The 16,475-nt window shown below is 52.6% G+C and carries 14 protein-coding genes and 1 other annotated feature; of the genes, 6 read left to right on the forward strand and 8 right to left on the reverse strand.

Going from position 1 to position 16,475, the window contains the following annotated elements; all coding sequences use genetic code 11:
• The first annotated feature begins 31 nt into the window (after nt 1-31).
• Entirely contained in the window at nt 32-1,492 is a 1,461-nt protein-coding gene (locus HV107_RS15645; RefSeq protein ID WP_182059857.1) for a PLP-dependent aminotransferase family protein, read from the forward strand.
• Here HV107_RS15645 and HV107_RS15650 read toward each other — a convergent pair.
• The 6 genes from HV107_RS15650 to acrA all read right to left on the reverse strand — a co-directional run bounded on the left by HV107_RS15650 (nt 1,464) and on the right by acrA (nt 8,306).
• Entirely contained in the window at nt 1,464-1,931 is a 468-nt protein-coding gene (locus HV107_RS15650) for a YlaC family protein (protein ID WP_182059858.1), read from the reverse strand. The two genes, HV107_RS15645 and HV107_RS15650, sit on opposite strands and share 29 nt — an antisense overlap.
• Nucleotides 1,932-2,047: 116 nt before the next feature.
• Nucleotides 2,048-2,599, reverse strand: coding sequence for a maltose O-acetyltransferase (maa, locus tag HV107_RS15655; RefSeq protein WP_182059859.1), 552 nt, complete (start codon nt 2,597-2,599; stop codon nt 2,048-2,050).
• Nucleotides 2,600-2,809: 210 nt separating this feature from the next.
• Complete coding sequence (locus HV107_RS15660) at nt 2,810-3,028, reverse strand: HHA domain-containing protein (protein WP_182059860.1); 219 nt, start codon at nt 3,026-3,028, stop codon at nt 2,810-2,812.
• A 27-nt stretch (nt 3,029-3,055) separates the two neighbouring features.
• Nucleotides 3,056-3,430 (reverse strand): Hha toxicity modulator TomB, encoded by a 375-nt coding sequence (gene tomB, locus HV107_RS15665; protein ID WP_008499288.1) that lies wholly within the window; start codon nt 3,428-3,430, stop codon nt 3,056-3,058.
• A 513-nt stretch (nt 3,431-3,943) separates the two neighbouring features.
• On the reverse strand, nt 3,944-7,090 hold the full coding sequence (acrB, locus tag HV107_RS15670) for a multidrug efflux RND transporter permease subunit AcrB (protein ID WP_182059861.1): 3,147 nt from the start codon (nt 7,088-7,090) through the stop codon (nt 3,944-3,946).
• Nucleotides 7,091-7,112: 22 nt separating this feature from the next.
• Nucleotides 7,113-8,306, reverse strand: a complete 1,194-nt coding sequence (gene acrA / locus HV107_RS15675) for a multidrug efflux RND transporter periplasmic adaptor subunit AcrA (protein WP_182059862.1) — start codon at nt 8,304-8,306, stop codon at nt 7,113-7,115.
• Between the two features lie 141 nt (nt 8,307-8,447).
• Here acrA and acrR point away from each other — a divergent pair, with 141 nt between their 5' ends.
• Both acrR and mscK read left to right on the forward strand, forming a co-directional pair.
• A complete protein-coding gene (gene acrR / locus HV107_RS15680; RefSeq protein ID WP_182059863.1) occupies nt 8,448-9,101 on the forward strand; it encodes a multidrug efflux transporter transcriptional repressor AcrR in 654 nt (217 codons plus the stop codon).
• A gap of 114 nt (nt 9,102-9,215) precedes the next feature.
• Complete coding sequence (mscK, locus tag HV107_RS15685) at nt 9,216-12,563, forward strand: mechanosensitive channel MscK (protein ID WP_182063530.1); 3,348 nt, start codon at nt 9,216-9,218, stop codon at nt 12,561-12,563.
• A 1-nt stretch (nt 12,564) separates the two neighbouring features.
• On the opposite strand, the gene rsmS is transcribed toward mscK, so the two are convergent.
• On the reverse strand, nt 12,565-12,750 hold the full coding sequence (gene rsmS, locus HV107_RS15690) for a pleiotropic regulatory protein RsmS (RefSeq protein WP_182059864.1): 186 nt from the start codon (nt 12,748-12,750) through the stop codon (nt 12,565-12,567).
• A 12-nt stretch (nt 12,751-12,762) separates the two neighbouring features.
• Complete coding sequence (gene priC, locus HV107_RS15695; RefSeq protein WP_182059865.1) at nt 12,763-13,290, reverse strand: primosomal replication protein N''; 528 nt, start codon at nt 13,288-13,290, stop codon at nt 12,763-12,765.
• 50 nt (nt 13,291-13,340) lie between these two features.
• Between priC and HV107_RS15700 the strand changes: the two genes are divergently transcribed.
• The 3 genes from HV107_RS15700 to dnaX all read left to right on the forward strand — a co-directional run bounded on the left by HV107_RS15700 (nt 13,341) and on the right by dnaX (nt 16,440).
• Nucleotides 13,341-13,718: a DUF454 family protein gene (locus HV107_RS15700; protein ID WP_014069164.1), complete on the forward strand. Its 378-nt coding sequence runs from the start codon at nt 13,341-13,343 to the stop codon at nt 13,716-13,718.
• A gap of 153 nt (nt 13,719-13,871) precedes the next feature.
• Nucleotides 13,872-14,423: an adenine phosphoribosyltransferase gene (apt, locus tag HV107_RS15705; RefSeq protein WP_182059866.1), complete on the forward strand. Its 552-nt coding sequence runs from the start codon at nt 13,872-13,874 to the stop codon at nt 14,421-14,423.
• A gap of 88 nt (nt 14,424-14,511) precedes the next feature.
• On the forward strand, nt 14,512-16,440 hold the full coding sequence (gene dnaX / locus HV107_RS15710; RefSeq protein WP_182059867.1) for a DNA polymerase III subunit gamma/tau: 1,929 nt from the start codon (nt 14,512-14,514) through the stop codon (nt 16,438-16,440).
• Nucleotides 15,770-15,834 (forward strand) — a sequence feature (DnaX frameshifting element). (Overlaps the previous gene by 65 nt.)
• Nucleotides 16,441-16,475: the final 35 nt, after the last annotated feature.

The following is a 16,475-nucleotide window of genomic DNA, read 5'->3' on the forward strand; positions in this document are numbered from 1 at the left end:
GGATATGTTTTGTTGGTACCACGGAGGAAAGATGAATATACCCGGCGATGAATTCTATACCCTGATTCTGGATACGCTGAAAAAGCGTGGGGCAGAAACGCTGCAACGTGCTCTCTATCTTGCTTTGCGGGAGGCTATTTTGCACGGACGGCTGCAGGCGGAATCGCGATTGCCAGGCTCTCGTGTTATTGCGCGGCAGCTCGGCCTTTCGCGCAACACGGTGAATGCCGCACTGGAGCAGCTCACGCTTGAAGGCTATTTGCGGCGAAACCGGCAGGGTACGCGGGTTGCACAGCTTGCAAAGCGTAATATTGCCCATCCATCACCTGAGCCTGCTGTCACGCTCGCAAAACGCGTTGCATTACTGCCTGCGCCTACGCCACGGGGAACGCCGGTTCCGGCCTTTACCCCGGGCACTCCCGCGATTAACTATTTTCCACTGCCGTTATGGCGGCGTTTATACGACAGGGTATTGCGGGAAGAGGGCAGTGCCCTGTTGGGCTATGGCGCCCCGGAAGGGGAGTTGTCTTTGCGAGAGGCTATTGCCCGGCACCTTGCGTTATCGCGCGGGATCACCTGTGATGCCAGCCAGATTGTTATAACCGAAGGCGCGCTCGAAGGCGTAAATCTTTGTACGTTGCTTCTGAGCGAACCCGGGGATATCGCCTGGATTGAAGATCCCGGTTATGCAGGGGCGAAAAGTGCGTTCGCCAAAACGGGGCTCACGGTGGTCGGGATGCCCGTTGATGATGAAGGTATGTGCTGGGAGCAGCAGCAGTCAGACGCACCTTCACTCATTTTTACCTCACCCTCACACCAGTTTCCTTATGGTAGTGTGCTCAGCGCCCGTCGACGTCTGGCGCTGCTGGAGCTGGCTCAGGCGCAAAAAGCGTGGATTGTGGAAGATGACTATGACAGCGAATTTCGCTACAGCGGTGAACCGGTTCCGGCTATGTCAGGAATGATAAAGCACGCGCCGGTGGTCTATCTGGGAACCTTCAGCAAAACGCTTTTTCCCTCGCTTCGAATTGGTTTTATGGTGTTACCACCTGCGCTGGCGAAGGCGGCGCAGCCGGCAATCGGCGCATTATTGCGTGGCGGGCATCGCGCAGAACAGCGCACCCTGGCGTTGTTTATTGAAGAGGGGCATTATGCGCGGCACCTTGCGGCAATGCGTCGACTTTATCGCAAGCGATACAGACAGTTACGTGAGGTGCTAAGCACGGAGCTTCATGTTGAACACCGCGTTCTGGCCGGTGAGGGCGGAATGCATCTGACGGTGGCCATTGACGGGATTGATGATAAAGCCATTGTGCAGCAGGCAAGAGCTTTTCAGCTGGCACCTGCTGCATTGAGCGGATACTACCTTGATACTCATCAGGGGCAAACCGGCCTGGTATTAGGGTACGGCAATACTTCCGCTTCTCAGTTCACATCTGGTATCCGGCGTTTACAAAACCTCATTACGCTGCAACAGGGCGGGATAGCGTAAAGACATCGTAGAACGAAAGCTCACCTTTGGTGGAGATCATTTTTTGCAGTTTCTCTTTTTCCCCGGCGTTTACGTCGGGTGAGTGGAGAATGCTGTCGATGAGCTCAGAGGGCACAAAGCGGGTGTTGTACCATTCGCCGTTATAGCAGACGCGAAAATCGAGAACGTCGATATCTTCGTAACGATAACGAGGATTAACGTCGAAGAAGAAGAACGCGTTAAACACCACAAACAACACAACCAGAAGCCAGACGGAATCCACCAGGGTTTCGGAACGCAGCATCACAATCAGCGTGGCAAGCCAGGCGGCGTACATCGCAACAAACAGACCTGGGTGTTTACGAATAAAGCTAATGCTAAAGCGCGGGCGATTATCACGTTTTTCGCGAATATTCAGATCGTCGATGGTAGCGGTGAGCAGGCGCTGTATCTCTGTCATTTTTTGCCTTCATGAATTTTGAAAATACAGGGGATCTGCCTAGTTTAGTGGAGCGGATGGGGTGAAAAAAGTAACAGTTATGCGCTGAAAGATCATAACAGTTACCCGGCATACGCTTACAGCATTTTGATGATTTTGGCGGGATTACCGCCGACTACCGCATTGGCGGGGACATCTTTCGTGACAACGGCCCCGGACGCCACCACAACATTATCACCAATAGTCACGCCTGGGTTAATGACCGCACGCCCGCCGATCCAGACGTTATTACCGATTGTCACAGGCTTACCGTATTCAACACCGCTGTTGCGTTCGCTGGCATCCAGCGGATGTGTTGCCGTATAGATATGAACGCCCGGCGCGAGCATACAGTTATCACCAATATGGATTGGGCAGACGTCGAGCATCACGCAATCAAAATTAGCGTAAAACGCCGCGCCGAGGTAGATATTGTAGCCGTAATCACAGCGGAAACTTGGCTCAATATAGGCCCCTTCGCTTTGCCCCAGCAATTCAGCAAGGATGGACTGGCGTTCAGGTTTGTCGTCTGGCGACGTGTGGTTGTATCGATGAACCAGTAGGCGGGCACGCAAGCGGTCGGCCCGTAATGTATCGTCACCCGGACGGTAGTGTTCGCCTGCAATCATCTTTTGCTTTTCTTCACTCATGGGAGCCTCACTGGAAAATTGATCACCTATAAGGTAATGGTCATAAACCGGAAAGGGAACGTTCCCGAAAGTGGGGTGTGATTACAGTCACAACATTGTTGTGAATGAGTACATTGGTTAAGGGGACCTGTCTGGCTCACAGGGTTCGCAACGCGAAAGGTGAATTCAGCTTAGGAAGTGGTGTTCAGTCTCAATGGTCAACATTCGTGATTAACGGACAAACTTCCATACAGAAGAAGGAATTTTGTCATACAGCTTATTCATGGTGAGTTCTGCAAGACGGTGGTCAGCCGCTGAATAAAATACAGCCAGTTCATTATCAGGAAGCTCGTATTTATTTTTTTCAATAACACGTTCGAGCGTGTCTATTGACTGACAACGTCGCAAACGCAGCAAATAATCGATTTTGGTTAATGGTTTATCAGACATAAATTCACCTTAGTCATTGTAATAATTTTAACAGGATAGGCTAACAGGGTTAGCTCTGCTCACGTTGACGAAACAGCGGAATAAGCGGTTTCCCGATTTACGCCATTTTTGCAAATCCTGTGCGTTAATGCCGTAGCTGCTGAACAACATAAAGGTGTCATCCAGGTATTCGTCAATTTGCTCAATCAGTTTATTATCTTCATTGTACTTAATTTTATAATTAAGTGCGAAGGTCGCTATATGCTCTATCAACTCATTTAGCTGTAAATTGATGGCAGACGTTGGATCATTCACCCAGCCGTGGTTACTTTCATCAAGATTGGCAAGGCAGTCATGGTACAAGGATTCGCAGAGAAATTTCAACTGCGCGATATCATGCCTTTTTGGCGAGTACTCGTCCATAGCGCATCCCCTTCTGAGTGATTTCTTACTCACCGAACATCATTGTCGGGATGGATACAACATACTTAGCCGCAACGTGCTGTGTTCCTGATAACTCTAACTATAAGCCACTCCTTTCAAGATTTCACCGCGCTATTACGAAAAATTACAATTAAAAATCAGGTTTTCGAGCGTGCGCGCAATAGCAAGGTTTATGTGCGGCGTTTTTAACTTTATCAGCGCTTATTTTTTACCGCATCCTTATGATTCATTGGGTTAGCATTTACCTTCAAATGAAGTCCAGATTCAGACTTTTTGCACTTTTGTGCGCTGTATTAGGATTATTCCTAATAATCTACGAAGAGAAATGAAATTAAAAAAACCATAAGTTCGTCGATTAAGTTAACGGTTAAATATGATATGTCTTATTAAGATGGCAGAAAATAAATAATCCGACAATAAGCGTAATTTATGATTTTTCGTGTGAAATGAAAAAGGCCGCTAATGCGGCCTTTTTATCGGTTGAAACCGGTATCAGTGGTGTTCTACTGAGTGACTATGCTCAATATCTTCATTCTTACGGCTGAAGCGGCGACGAACCACCACGAAGAACACCGGTACGAAGAAGATAGCGAGAACGGTCGCGGTGACCATACCGCCCATTACACCTGTACCTACTGCGTTCTGCGCACCGGAGCCAGCACCAGAGCTGATAACCAGCGGCATAACGCCGAGGATAAACGCCAGAGACGTCATCAGGATTGGGCGCAGACGCATACGAACCGCGTCAAGCGTCGCCTCAATCAGGCCTTTGCCTTCTTTCTCCATCAGATCTTTGGCGAATTCCACGATAAGAATCGCGTTCTTCGCCGACAAGCCAATGGTTGTCAGCAGGCCCACCTGGAAGTAAACGTCGTTTGTCAGACCACGGAACGTTGCGGCAAGCAGTGCGCCGATAACCCCCAGTGGAACAACCAACATAACGGAGAACGGAATCGACCAGCTCTCATACAGCGCTGCCAGACACAAGAACACGACAATCAGTGAAATTGCGTACAGGGCAGGGGCCTGGTTACCGGACAGACGTTCCTGATAGGACATCCCCGTCCAGTCATAACCAATACCCGAAGGCAGCTTGCTGGCCAGTTGCTCCATCATTGCCATCGCTTCACCGGTACTCTTGCCTTCAGCTGCCTGACCGAGGATTTCCATCGATGGCAGACCGTTGTAACGCTCCAGACGCGGTGAACCGTATTCCCAGTGTGACGTAGAGAAGGCGGCGAAGGGTACCATTTGGCCGTTAGTGCCGCGTACGTACCAGTTATTGATATCGTTCGGCAACATACGGTATTGCGCTTCAGACATGACGTACACTTTCTTCACACGACCACGGTCGATGAAGTCGTTGACGTAGCTTCCGCCCCAGGCAGCACCCAGCGTGGTATTGATGTCACTAATGGAAACACCCAACGCTTGCGCTTTCTCCTGATCGATATCGACCTTGAACTGCGGTGTATCTTCCAGACCGTTCGGACGCACACCGACCAGCAGATCAGGATGTTTAGCAATTTCACCAAACAGCTGGTTACGTGCCTGCGTCAGTTTTTCATGACCCAGACCACCCTGGTCAATCAACTGGAAGTCAAAGCCGGTAGCCGTACCCAGTTCAACAATCGCCGGCAGGTTAAAGGCGAAGACCATCGCATCTTTAATCTGCGAGAATGTCCCCATTGCACGACCAGTGATGGCTTCAACCTTGTTCTCCTTGCCCGGACGTTCTGACCAGTCTTTCAGAGAAACGAAGGCGATACCGGTGTTCTGACCACGACCCGCAAAGCCAAAGCCGTTAACCGCAAACACGGACTCAACGTTGTCTTTCTCTTTGGTGAGGTAGTAATCGGTCACTTCATCCAGCACTTTCTGAGTACGCTCTTGCGATGCACCCGCCGGAAGCTGCGCCATTGTCAGGAACACACCCTGGTCTTCATCTGGCAGGAACGAGCTTGGCAGACGAACAAACAGATAAGCCATGCCCACCACGATGATGATATACAGCACCAGGTAACGACCGGTACTGCGCAGAATGTTACCTACGCTGTCGGTGTAGTGGTGCGTGCTTTTATCAAACATGCGGTTAAACCAGCCGAAGAACCCTTTATGCTCGCCATGGCCGCCTTTCTGAATGGGCTTCAACATGGTGGCACAGAGAGCTGGCGTCAGAATCAACGCCACCAGTACTGACAGCGCCATCGCAGAAACGATGGTGATGGAGAACTGACGGTAGATAGCACCGGTGGAGCCACCGAAGAAGGCCATCGGGATAAATACCGCAGACAGCACCATCGCGATACCGACCAACGCGCCCTGGATTTGGCCCATTGATTTACGGGTTGCTTCCTTCGGCGGCAGACCTTCCTCTGCCATTACACGCTCGACGTTCTCTACCACGACAATGGCATCATCCACCAGCAAGCCGATGGCTAGCACCATCCCGAACATCGTTAGGGTGTTTATCGAGTAGCCAAATATCGACAGGATCGCAAAGGTCCCGAGCAAGACAACCGGCACGGCGATGGTTGGGATCAGCGTTGCGCGGAAGTTTTGCAGGAACAGGTACATCACCAGGAAGACCAGGATGATCGCCTCGACCAGCGTTTTAACCACTTCGTGAATCGAGATTTTTACGAACGGCGTGGTGTCATACGGGTAAACGATCTTCAGACCTGACGGGAAGTACGGCTCCATCTTCTTCAGTTCTGCACGGATAGCTGTCGCTGTGTCCAGGGCGTTTGCACCGGTAGCCAGTTTAATACCCAGACCAGAAGCCGGTTTACCGTTAAACTTCGCCACGATGTCGTAGTTTTCGCCACCCAGTTCGACTTTCGCTACGTCACGCAGGCGAACCTGTGAACCATCCTGATTCACTTTCAGCAGAATTTTGCTGAATTCTTCCGCAGAGGTCAGTCGCGTTTGCGCGATGATAGATGCGTTAAGTTGCTGGCCTTTCACCGGTGGCGTACCACCTAACTGACCGGCTGCAACCTGGGCGTTCTGCGCTTTAATGGCGCTGATAACGTCTACAGGCGTTAACTGGAAGTTATTCAGTTTATTCGGGTCCATCCAGATACGCATTGCGTACTGAGAACCGAACAGCTGAACGTCACCCACACCAGAAGTACGGCTGATAGCATCCTTCATGTTGGCGCCCACGTAGTCGGAGATATCCTCCTGGGTCATGGTGCCGTTGGTGTTGATAACGCCGACAACCATCAGGAAGCTACTGGACGATTTCTCGACGCTCACGCCCTGCTGTTGTACTTCCTGTGGCAGCAGCGGCATAGCCAGCTGCAATTTGTTCTGTACCTGAACCTGCGCGATATCAGCATCAGTACCTGACTGGAAGGTCAGGGTGATTTGAACCGTACCGGTTGAGTCACTGTTTGAGGACATGTACATCAGGTTATCGATACCGTTCATATTCTGTTCGATAACCTGAGTAACGGTGTCCTGCACCGTTTTTGCATCAGCCCCAGGGTAGGTTGCGGTGATCGAAACGGCTGGTGGCGCAATCGTTGGATATTGCGCGACCGGCAGCTTCAGGATCGCCAGACCCCCTGCAAGCATGATGATTATGGCAATCACCCACGCAAATATGGGGCGATCGATAAAGAAATTAGGCATGTCTTAACGGCTCCTGTTTAAGTTAAGACTTGGTTTGTTCTGACTGACCGTCGGCTGCGGCTTTTTGTTGAGTGTCAGAAGCGACTTCCTGTGCTTTTACCTGTGCGCCAGGACGTACTTTTTGCAAACCAGTGACAATCACGCGATCGCCATCTTTCAGACCTTCCGTCACCAGCCATTTGTCGCCAATCGCCTGCGTTGCAGTGATATTGCGCGTTTCGACTTTGTCATCTGCACCCACAACCAGCGCGCTCGCATCGCCACGCGGCGTACGGGTCACACCCTGCTGAGGAACCAGAATTGCGGTTGGGTTAGTCCCTTCTTCCAGACGTGCGCGAACGAACATACCCGGTAAAAGGGTGTGGTCAGGGTTCGGGAAAATGGCACGCAGGGTGATGGAACCGGTGGTCTGATCAACGGTTACGTCGGAAAACTCAAGTGTACCTGCCTGTGGGAATTTAACGCCGTCACTGGTGACCAGCTCTACTTTCGCCTTACCGTTTTCCTGCTTCAGGGTGCCGTTTGCCAGCTCTTGTTTAAGACGCAGGAAATCGTTACTGGATTGGGTAACGTCAACGTAGATAGGATCAAGCTGCTGCACGGTGGCCAGCGCAGTGGTTTGCCCGTTCTGGACCAGCGCACCTTCCGTAACGGAAGACTTACCAATACGACCGCTAATAGGGGAGGTCACTTTGGTATAAGCCAGGTTGATACGTGCAGTTTCAACGGCAGCTTTAGCCGCGACGACGGCTGCATTGTTCTGTTGTGCATCGGCCAGGGCAGTATCGTAATCCTGTTGACTAATGTACTGAGTACCAAGCAGTTTTTTGTAACGATTCAGCGTCAGTTGCGAAATTTTCGCTGCGGCTTCGGCTTTCGCCAGATCGCCTTTCGCGCTTTCGTAAGCGGCCTGATAGGTAGCCGGATCAATCTGATACAGAGAAACACCTGCTTCAACGTCACCACCTTCGGTGAAGTTGCGTTTCAGGATGATACCGCTCACCTGAGGACGAACTTCGGCAACGCGGTAAGCGTTGGTACGACCGGGCAGTTCTGTTGTTATCTGGAGAGGTTCGGACTTGAGCGTCACCACACCCACTTCTGGTGTCTGATGAGCGCCTTGTTGAGCCTGTTTCTCGTCACATCCTGTTAGCGCTAAGCTGCCTGAGAGCATCAGAACGACCGCCAGAGGCGTTAACCCTCTGTTTTTGTTCATATGTAAACCTCGAGTGTCCGATTTCAAATTGATCAAGGGTCCTAAGTCTAAAAACCCATTGCTGCGTTTATATTATCGTCATGCTATGGTACATACATTCATAAATGTATGTAAATCTGACTCCTGTAAATTCACTGACGCATGGCACGAAAAACCAAACAACAAGCGCTGGAAACTCGTCAACACATACTTGATGTGGCTATGCGTTTGTTCTCTCAGCAAGGTGTGTCTTCAACCTCACTGGCTCAGATTGCTCAGGCCGCTGGGGTGACACGGGGAGCGATTTACTGGCATTTTAAAGACAAGTCAGATCTGTTCAGCGAAATCTGGGAGCTTTCAGAATCCAGCATTAGTGATCTAGAGACTGAGTATCGGGCAAAATTCCCCGACGATCCACTCTCAGTATTGAGAGAAATTTTAGTATATATCCTTGAAGCAACAGTCGTTGAAGAACGCCGCCGGTTAATGATGGAAATTATCTTCCACAAGTGCGAATTCGTTGGCGAAATGGCGGTTGTTCAGCAGGCGCAACGAAGTCTGAGTCTGGAAAGCTATGACCGTATAGAATATACGCTAAATCAATGTATTCAGGCAAAAATGTTACCTGCCAATTTGCTGACCCGCCGGGCAGCTATCCTGATGCGCGCCTACATTTCGGGCCTGATGGAAAACTGGCTTTTCTCTCCCCAGTCATTTGATTTGAAAAAAGAAGCGCGCGATTACGTCGTGATTTTCCTGGAGATGTGCCAGCTTAGCCCAACGCTTCGCGGTGAAACAACGTCCCTGCCGGCTTAAGCCATTCCAGGAATTCTCTCAGAGGTTACGGTTCGCGCTATTCTGCAAAACGCGGGCGTGATATCCTGCACGCCGGACTATTTTCGGTCATTCTCACACATCACACTCATGACTATGCTGCATTACAATCGCTCGCAACACTCTGTTTTTGCATTTATTTTTGTCATGCTGTTTTTCTTTGCGGCAACACCTGCTTCCTATGCTCGCGCAGATAACACCAATGACATTCCCACGCGCGCAGATGTTCAGTCGCAGCTCGATACCCTGAACAAGCAAAAAGATCTGTCGCCGCAAGACAAACTCGTCCAGCAGGATTTAACCGAAACGCTGGAAACGCTTGATAAAATTGAGCGCGTAAAAGCAGAAACAACCCAGCTTCGCCAGAAGGTTGCCCTGGCGCCGGACAATATGCGCAAGGCTACTGAGGCGTTGAATGCATTAAGCGACGTCGACAACGATGATGAAACCCGCAAAACGCTCTCGACGCTGTCGCTGCGTCAGCTTGAGTCTCGCGTAGCGGATCTGCTGGACGACCTGCAAACCGGTCAGTCCGACCTGGCAACCTACAATAGCCAGCTGGTGTCGCTGCAAACCCAGCCAGAGCGCGTGCAAAACGCAATGTATTCGGCATCTCAGCAGCTACAGCAAATCCGTAACCGCCTGAATGGGACTACCGTTGGGGAAGGGGCTTTACGTCCCACTCAGCAAACGCTGCTGCTGTGCCAGCAGTCGCTTCTAAACGCGCAAATCGAACAGCAACGTAAGAGCCTGGAAGGCAATACCGTCTTGCAGGATACGCTGCAAAAACAACGCGATTACGTCACCGCAAACATAAACCGTCTTGAGCACCAGCTCCAGCTGTTGCAGGAGGCGGTAAACAGTAAGCGCCTGACGCTCACGGAAAAAACAGCGCAGGAGGCTGTTTCGCCAGACGAGACGGCCCGTATTCAGGCCAACCCACTGGTTAAACAGGAGCTGGACGTTAACCATCAGCTCAGCCAGCGCCTGATTCAGGCGACCGAAAGCGGTAACTCGCTGGTTCAGCAGAACATTAAAGTGAAAAACTGGCTGGACCGCGCGCTCCAGGCGGAACGTAATATTAAAGAACAGATTGCCGTACTAAAAGGCAGCCTGTTGTTATCACGCATTTTGTACCAGCAACAGCAGACACTACCGTCCGCGGATGAGCTGGAAGACATGACCAACCGCATTGCCGATTTACGTCTGGAGCAATTTGACGTAAACCAGCAGCGCGACACGCTTTTCCAGAGCGACACCTTTGTTGCCAAAGTGGAAGAGGGCCACTCCAGTGAAGTGAACCCTGAGGTTCACGACGCGCTGTTGCAGGTGGTGGATATGCGCCGCGAGCTGCTCGATCAGCTTAACAAGCAGCTTGGCAACCAGCTGATGATGGCAATTAACCTGCAAATCAATCAGCAGCAGTTAGTGAGTGTCTCTAAAAATCTTCAGGAAATCCTGACTCAGCAAATTTTCTGGGTAAACAGCAACAAGCCGATGGACTGGGACTGGATTAAATCCTTCCCTGAAACGCTGAAGGCGCAGATTAAGAGCATGAAAATCACCGTGAACTGGGAGAAAGCCTGGCCTGCGGTGATGATTGCTTTCCTGGCCGGTTTGCCGTTACTGCTGATTGCGGGGCTGATTCGCTGGCGTCTTGGCTGGCTGAAGCAATACCAGGCGAAGCTTGCTCAGGAAGTGGGGCAACTGCGCAACGACAGTCAGCTCCACACGCCAAAAGCGATCCTGATTGACCTGATCCGCGCCCTGCCGGTCTGCCTGCTGATCCTGGCGGCCGGGCTGATTCTGCTTACCATGCAGCTCAATATCAGCGATTTGCTGTGGGCCTTCAGTAAAAAACTGGCACTGTTCTGGCTGGTGTTTGGTGTGTGCTGGAAAGTGCTGGAAAAAGACGGCGTTGCTGTGCGCCACTTCAATATGCCTGAGAAACTGACCAGCCACTGGCGTCGTCAGATTGTGCGTATCAGCCTTGCGCTTTTACCGCTGCACTTCTGGTCGGTGGTTTCTGAGCTTTCTCCACTGCATCTGATGGATGATGTACTGGGTCAGTTGGTGATTCTGCTGAACCTGCTGCTGATTGCCGTTCTGATGTGGCCGATGTGCCGTGACAGCTGGCGCGATAAAGAGTCCCACAATATTCGTCTGGTCACCATGACGGTACTGGCGATTATTCCGCTGGCGCTGATGGTGCTGACCGCAACGGGTTATTTCTATACCACGCTGCGCCTTTCCGGGCGCTGGATTGAAACCGTCTATCTGGTGATCGTCTGGAACCTGCTGTACCAGACAGTACTGCGTGGTCTGAGCGTGGCGGCTCGCCGTATTGCCTATCGTCGTGCGATCGCGCGTCGTCAGCATCAGGTGAAAGAGGGGGCCGAAGGCGCAGAACCACAGGAAGAGCCAACCATCGCCCTGGAGCAAGTCAACCAGCAGACGCTGCGTATTACCATGCTGGTCATGGTGTCGCTGTTCGGGGTGATGTTCTGGGCTATCTGGTCTGATTTAATCACTGTATTTGCGTATCTCGACAGCATCACCCTCTGGCAGTACAACGGTACTGAAGCCGGGGCTACGGTGATGAAAAGCGTCACAATGGGCAGCCTGCTCTTTGCGCTGGTATCGTCGATGGTCGCCTGGGCGCTGATCCGAAACCTACCGGGGCTGCTCGAAGTGCTGGTGCTGTCGCGCCTCAAACTGCGTCAGGGGGCATCGTATGCCATTACCACAATCCTGAACTACGTGATCATTATTGTCGGCGCGATGACGGTCTTTGGCTCGCTTGGTGTTTCGTGGGACAAACTGCAATGGCTGGCCGCGGCGCTCTCGGTTGGTCTGGGCTTTGGCTTGCAGGAGATCTTCGGTAACTTCGTTTCTGGCCTGATTATCCTGTTCGAACGCCCGGTGCGCATTGGCGACACCGTGACTATCGGGACCTTCTCCGGGACGGTCAGTAAGATCCGAATTCGTGCCACTACGATAACTGACTTCGATCGTAAAGAGGTGATCATCCCGAACAAAGCGTTCGTGACCGAGCGCCTGATCAACTGGTCACTCTCCGATACGGTCACCCGCGTGGTGATCCGTCTGGGCGTGGCGTATGGATCGGATCTGGATAAAGTGAAAGAGGTTCTGCTGATGGCGGCATCTGAACACCCGAAAGTGATGCACGATCCGGCACCGTCGGTATTCTTCACCACCTTTGGCCCGAGCACGCTGGATCACGAACTGCGCTTATACGTGCGTGAACTGCGCGATCGCAGCTACACCGTGGATGAGCTGAACCGCTCTATCGATCGTCTGTGCCGTGAAAACGACATTAATATCGCCTTCAACCAGCTTGAGGTTCACCTGCGTAATGAAAAAGGTGACGAGCATACGGAAGTGAAGCGCGAGATTAAGGGTGATGATCCTACTCCGGCTTAATCTATTTTCCCTCTCCCGGCGGGAGAGGGTCAGGGTGAGGGCTACAGGCCTTCACCTTTCCCTCAAAATCTCTGCGCACAAGCTCCAGCGCCTTTAGCACCGTTTCCACCGGGATCGCGTGATTCTCCAGCAGCATAATCAAATCGACGGCCAGTTTGACCTCATCGGGGGCATTTTCCAGTGACATTCGCGGATCCTTTTAACGGGTCAGGCGTTCGATTACGCGTTCAATTTCCTCTAATGCCTGTCGGCAGCGGACAATGCGGCCTTCCAGGGCGGTTATTTCTCGCATCAATAATTGCTGCTCTTCCAGCGTTTCGCTGTTGTTCAGGCGTACTTCACGCTCGCGCTTCATCTCAAACAGGCGGCGCTCAAATTCCTGGTTCTCCAGCCGTTTGCGCTGCCACTTGCTAAGACCCGGCGACGGGCTATCCCACGCTCGCAACGGCCAGGCGATAATTTCACGGTGCAGGGCGGTTATCTGTTCGGTGAGATGTTCAGCCAGCCACGCCACTTGCTCCTGCTGCTCGCTCTGTACCGCATGACGCAATTCGTCAAGATTGGTCTGCACTTCGGCAAGATAATCCTGAATTAACGTACTGCGGGTGCGGAAAAGCTGCCGGTCAAAGCGCGGTTTTAGCGTAGCGTGTCCCATTAGCGGTGTGGCTTGCGCGCGCAGGGCAATGAGCTGATTTTGCAGCGTCTCCAGAAGCAAGGCTGTTTTCAATGCGCTCTCCAGTGGTAAAGTAGCCGTTCAGTTTGATAACGATTCGCATTATGAAGCGTACTATTCTAATCATCATTGGCTGGCTCGCGGTAGTACTTGGCACACTGGGCGTCGTTTTACCGCTCCTGCCAACCACGCCCTTTATTCTGCTGGCGGCCTGGTGCTTCGCCCGCTCTTCACCACGCTTTCACCACTGGCTGCTGTATCGCTCATGGTTTGGCGGTTATCTGCGCCACTGGCAGAAACATCGTGCGATGCCGCCTGGTGCAAAGCCACGGGCGATTGCCGTTATTCTGTTAACCTTTGCCATCTCATTATGGCTGGTGAAAATGATGTGGGTGCGGATCCTGTTGCTGGTGATCCTGACTTGCCTGCTCATCTTTATGTGGCGGATCCCGGTGGTTGATGAAAAGCAACAAAAGCACTGATGCCTTATAATGTCTGTTGCAATTATCTTGCGTAGCCAGTAAATTCGAGCGTTTTCGAGCACAGGTACGCCTGGTTAAAGGTTAAACAATTGTTACCTTTGCCAACTTCCTACGCGCACTGTGAGTAACACTGTTTTATTTGGGCACAAACCGATGACCGCAACTGCACAGCAGCTTGAATATCTGAAAAACAGCATCAAAAGCATCCAGGATTATCCAAAGCCTGGCATTCTTTTCCGTGATGTCACCAGCTTGCTGGAAGACCCGAAAGCGTACGCGCTCAGCATTGAACTGCTGGTTGAGCGTTATAAGAACGCCGGGATCACCAAAGTAGTAGGTACTGAAGCCCGTGGCTTCCTGTTTGGCGCACCGGTTGCGCTGGCGATGGGTGTTGGCTTTGTGCCGGTGCGTAAACCGCGCAAACTGCCACGCGAAACCATTGCAGAAAGTTATGAGCTGGAATACGGCACCGATCAGCTGGAAATCCACGTTGATGCGATCGAACCTGGCGACAAAGTGCTGGTGGTGGACGATCTGCTGGCGACTGGCGGCACGATTGAAGCGACAGCGAAATTGATCCGCCGTCTGGGTGGTGAAGTGACTGATGCCGCATTCATCATTAACCTGTTCGATCTGGGCGGCGAGCAGCGCCTGGAAAAACAAGGTATTACCATCTACAGCCTGGTGCCATTCCCGGGTCACTGATCCCGATAGTCACAACCTCGCTCAATGGGTGAGGTTGTGATAGCATTCCCCTCCATAAATTCACCTTCCAGCGTTGCAGAGCCTGCCCATGAGTTATCAGGTGTTAGCCCGTAAATGGCGACCACAAACCTTTGCTGACGTTGTCGGTCAGGAACATGTGCTGACGGCCCTGGCGAATGGCTTGTCGCTAGGTCGCATCCATCACGCCTATCTATTCTCCGGCACCCGTGGCGTCGGTAAAACCTCTATTGCCCGTTTGCTGGCAAAAGGTCTGAACTGCGAAACCGGGATCACCGCGACACCCTGTGGCGTGTGTGATAACTGCCGTGAAATCGAGCAAGGCCGTTTTGTCGATCTGATTGAGATTGATGCCGCCTCGCGCACCAAAGTCGAAGATACCCGCGACCTGCTGGATAACGTCCAGTATGCACCGGCGCGCGGGCGCTTTAAGGTCTACCTGATCGATGAAGTGCACATGTTGTCGCGCCACAGCTTCAACGCCCTGCTGAAAACGCTGGAAGAACCGCCTGCGCATGTGAAATTCCTGCTGGCGACCACCGATCCGCAAAAGCTGCCGGTGACGATTTTGTCACGCTGCCTGCAATTCCATCTTAAGGCGCTGGACGTTGAACAGATCCGCGCTCAGCTTGAGCACATTCTCGATGAAGAGAAGATTGTCCATGAGCCTCGTGCCCTGCAACTGCTGGCGCGCGCGGCAGACGGCAGCCTTCGCGACGCGCTAAGCCTTACCGATCAGGCCATCGCCAGCGGTGACGGTAAACTCTCGACCGATGCAGTCAGCACCATGCTCGGTACGCTGGACGATGACCAGGCGCTGTCGCTGATTGAAGCGATGATCGCTGCCAATGGCGAGCGTGTGATGTCGCTGGTCAACGCGGCGGCTGCGCGCGGCGTTGAGTGGGAAGGGCTGCTGGTTGAAATGCTCAGCCTGCTGCACCGCGTGGCGATGCTGCAACTCTCTCCATCGGCCATTGGCGCTGATATGGCGGCGATAGAGCAGCGGATGCGTGAACTTGCTCGCACCGTGCCGCCAACCGATGTGCAGTTGTACTACCAGACACTGCTGATCGGCCGCAAAGAGTTGCCTTTTGCACCCGACCGCCGTATGGGCGTTGAGATGACCCTGCTGCGCGCGCTGGCGTTCCACCCGCGGATGCCCCTGCCGGAGCCGGAAGTCCCGCAACAGTCCTTTGCCCCGGTCGCACCCACGGCAGTAATGTCACCACAGCAGGTGCCACCGCAACCGACACCGCCGCCACAGCAAAATGTGCCGCTGTCGGATGCCACCAGTTCGGTGCTTGCCGCACGAAGCCAGTTGCAACGTGCGCAGGGAGCAACCAAACCAAAAAAGAGTGAACCGGCAGCGCCAGGCAGAGCGCGGCCGGTAAATAACGCCGCGCTTGAACGACTGGCTTCGGTAACGGAGCGCGTGCAGTCGCGCCCTGCACCGTCCGCGCTTGAGCAAAAAGCCCCGGTGAAGGAAGAGGCTTATCGCTGGAAAGCGACCACGATTATCGAAACGGTAAAAGAAGAGGTCGCGACCCCGAAGGCGCTGAAAAAGGCGCTGGAACATGAAAAAACGCCGGAGCTGGCGGCGAAACTGGCCGAAGAATCTATTGAGCGCGATGCCTGGGCGGCAGAAGTCAGTAAATTACAGCTGCCGAAGCTAGTGGAGCAGGTGGCGCTTAATGCCTGGAAAGAGCAGGACGGTAATCAGGTTCGCCTGCATCTGCGTTCAGGGCAGCGGCATCTGAATTCCTCGGGTGCGCAAAAAGTGCTGGCTGAGGCGCTCGCCACATTACAGGGTTCGCCGGTTGAATTGACTATCATTGAAGATGATAATCCGGCGGTGCGAACGCCACTTGAGTGGCGACAGGCTATTTATGAAGAAAAGCTCGCGCAGGCGCGTGAGTCGATTATTGCGGATAACAACATCCAGACCCTGCGTCGGTTCTTCGACGCCGATCTGGATGAAGAAAGTATTCGCCCCATTTGATCGTGAGTCTGACTTACGGTTGTAATCATTAAACG

This window comes from Enterobacter sp. RHBSTW-00175 (assembly GCF_013927005.1).
Taxonomy (GTDB): Bacteria; Pseudomonadota; Gammaproteobacteria; order Enterobacterales; family Enterobacteriaceae; genus Enterobacter.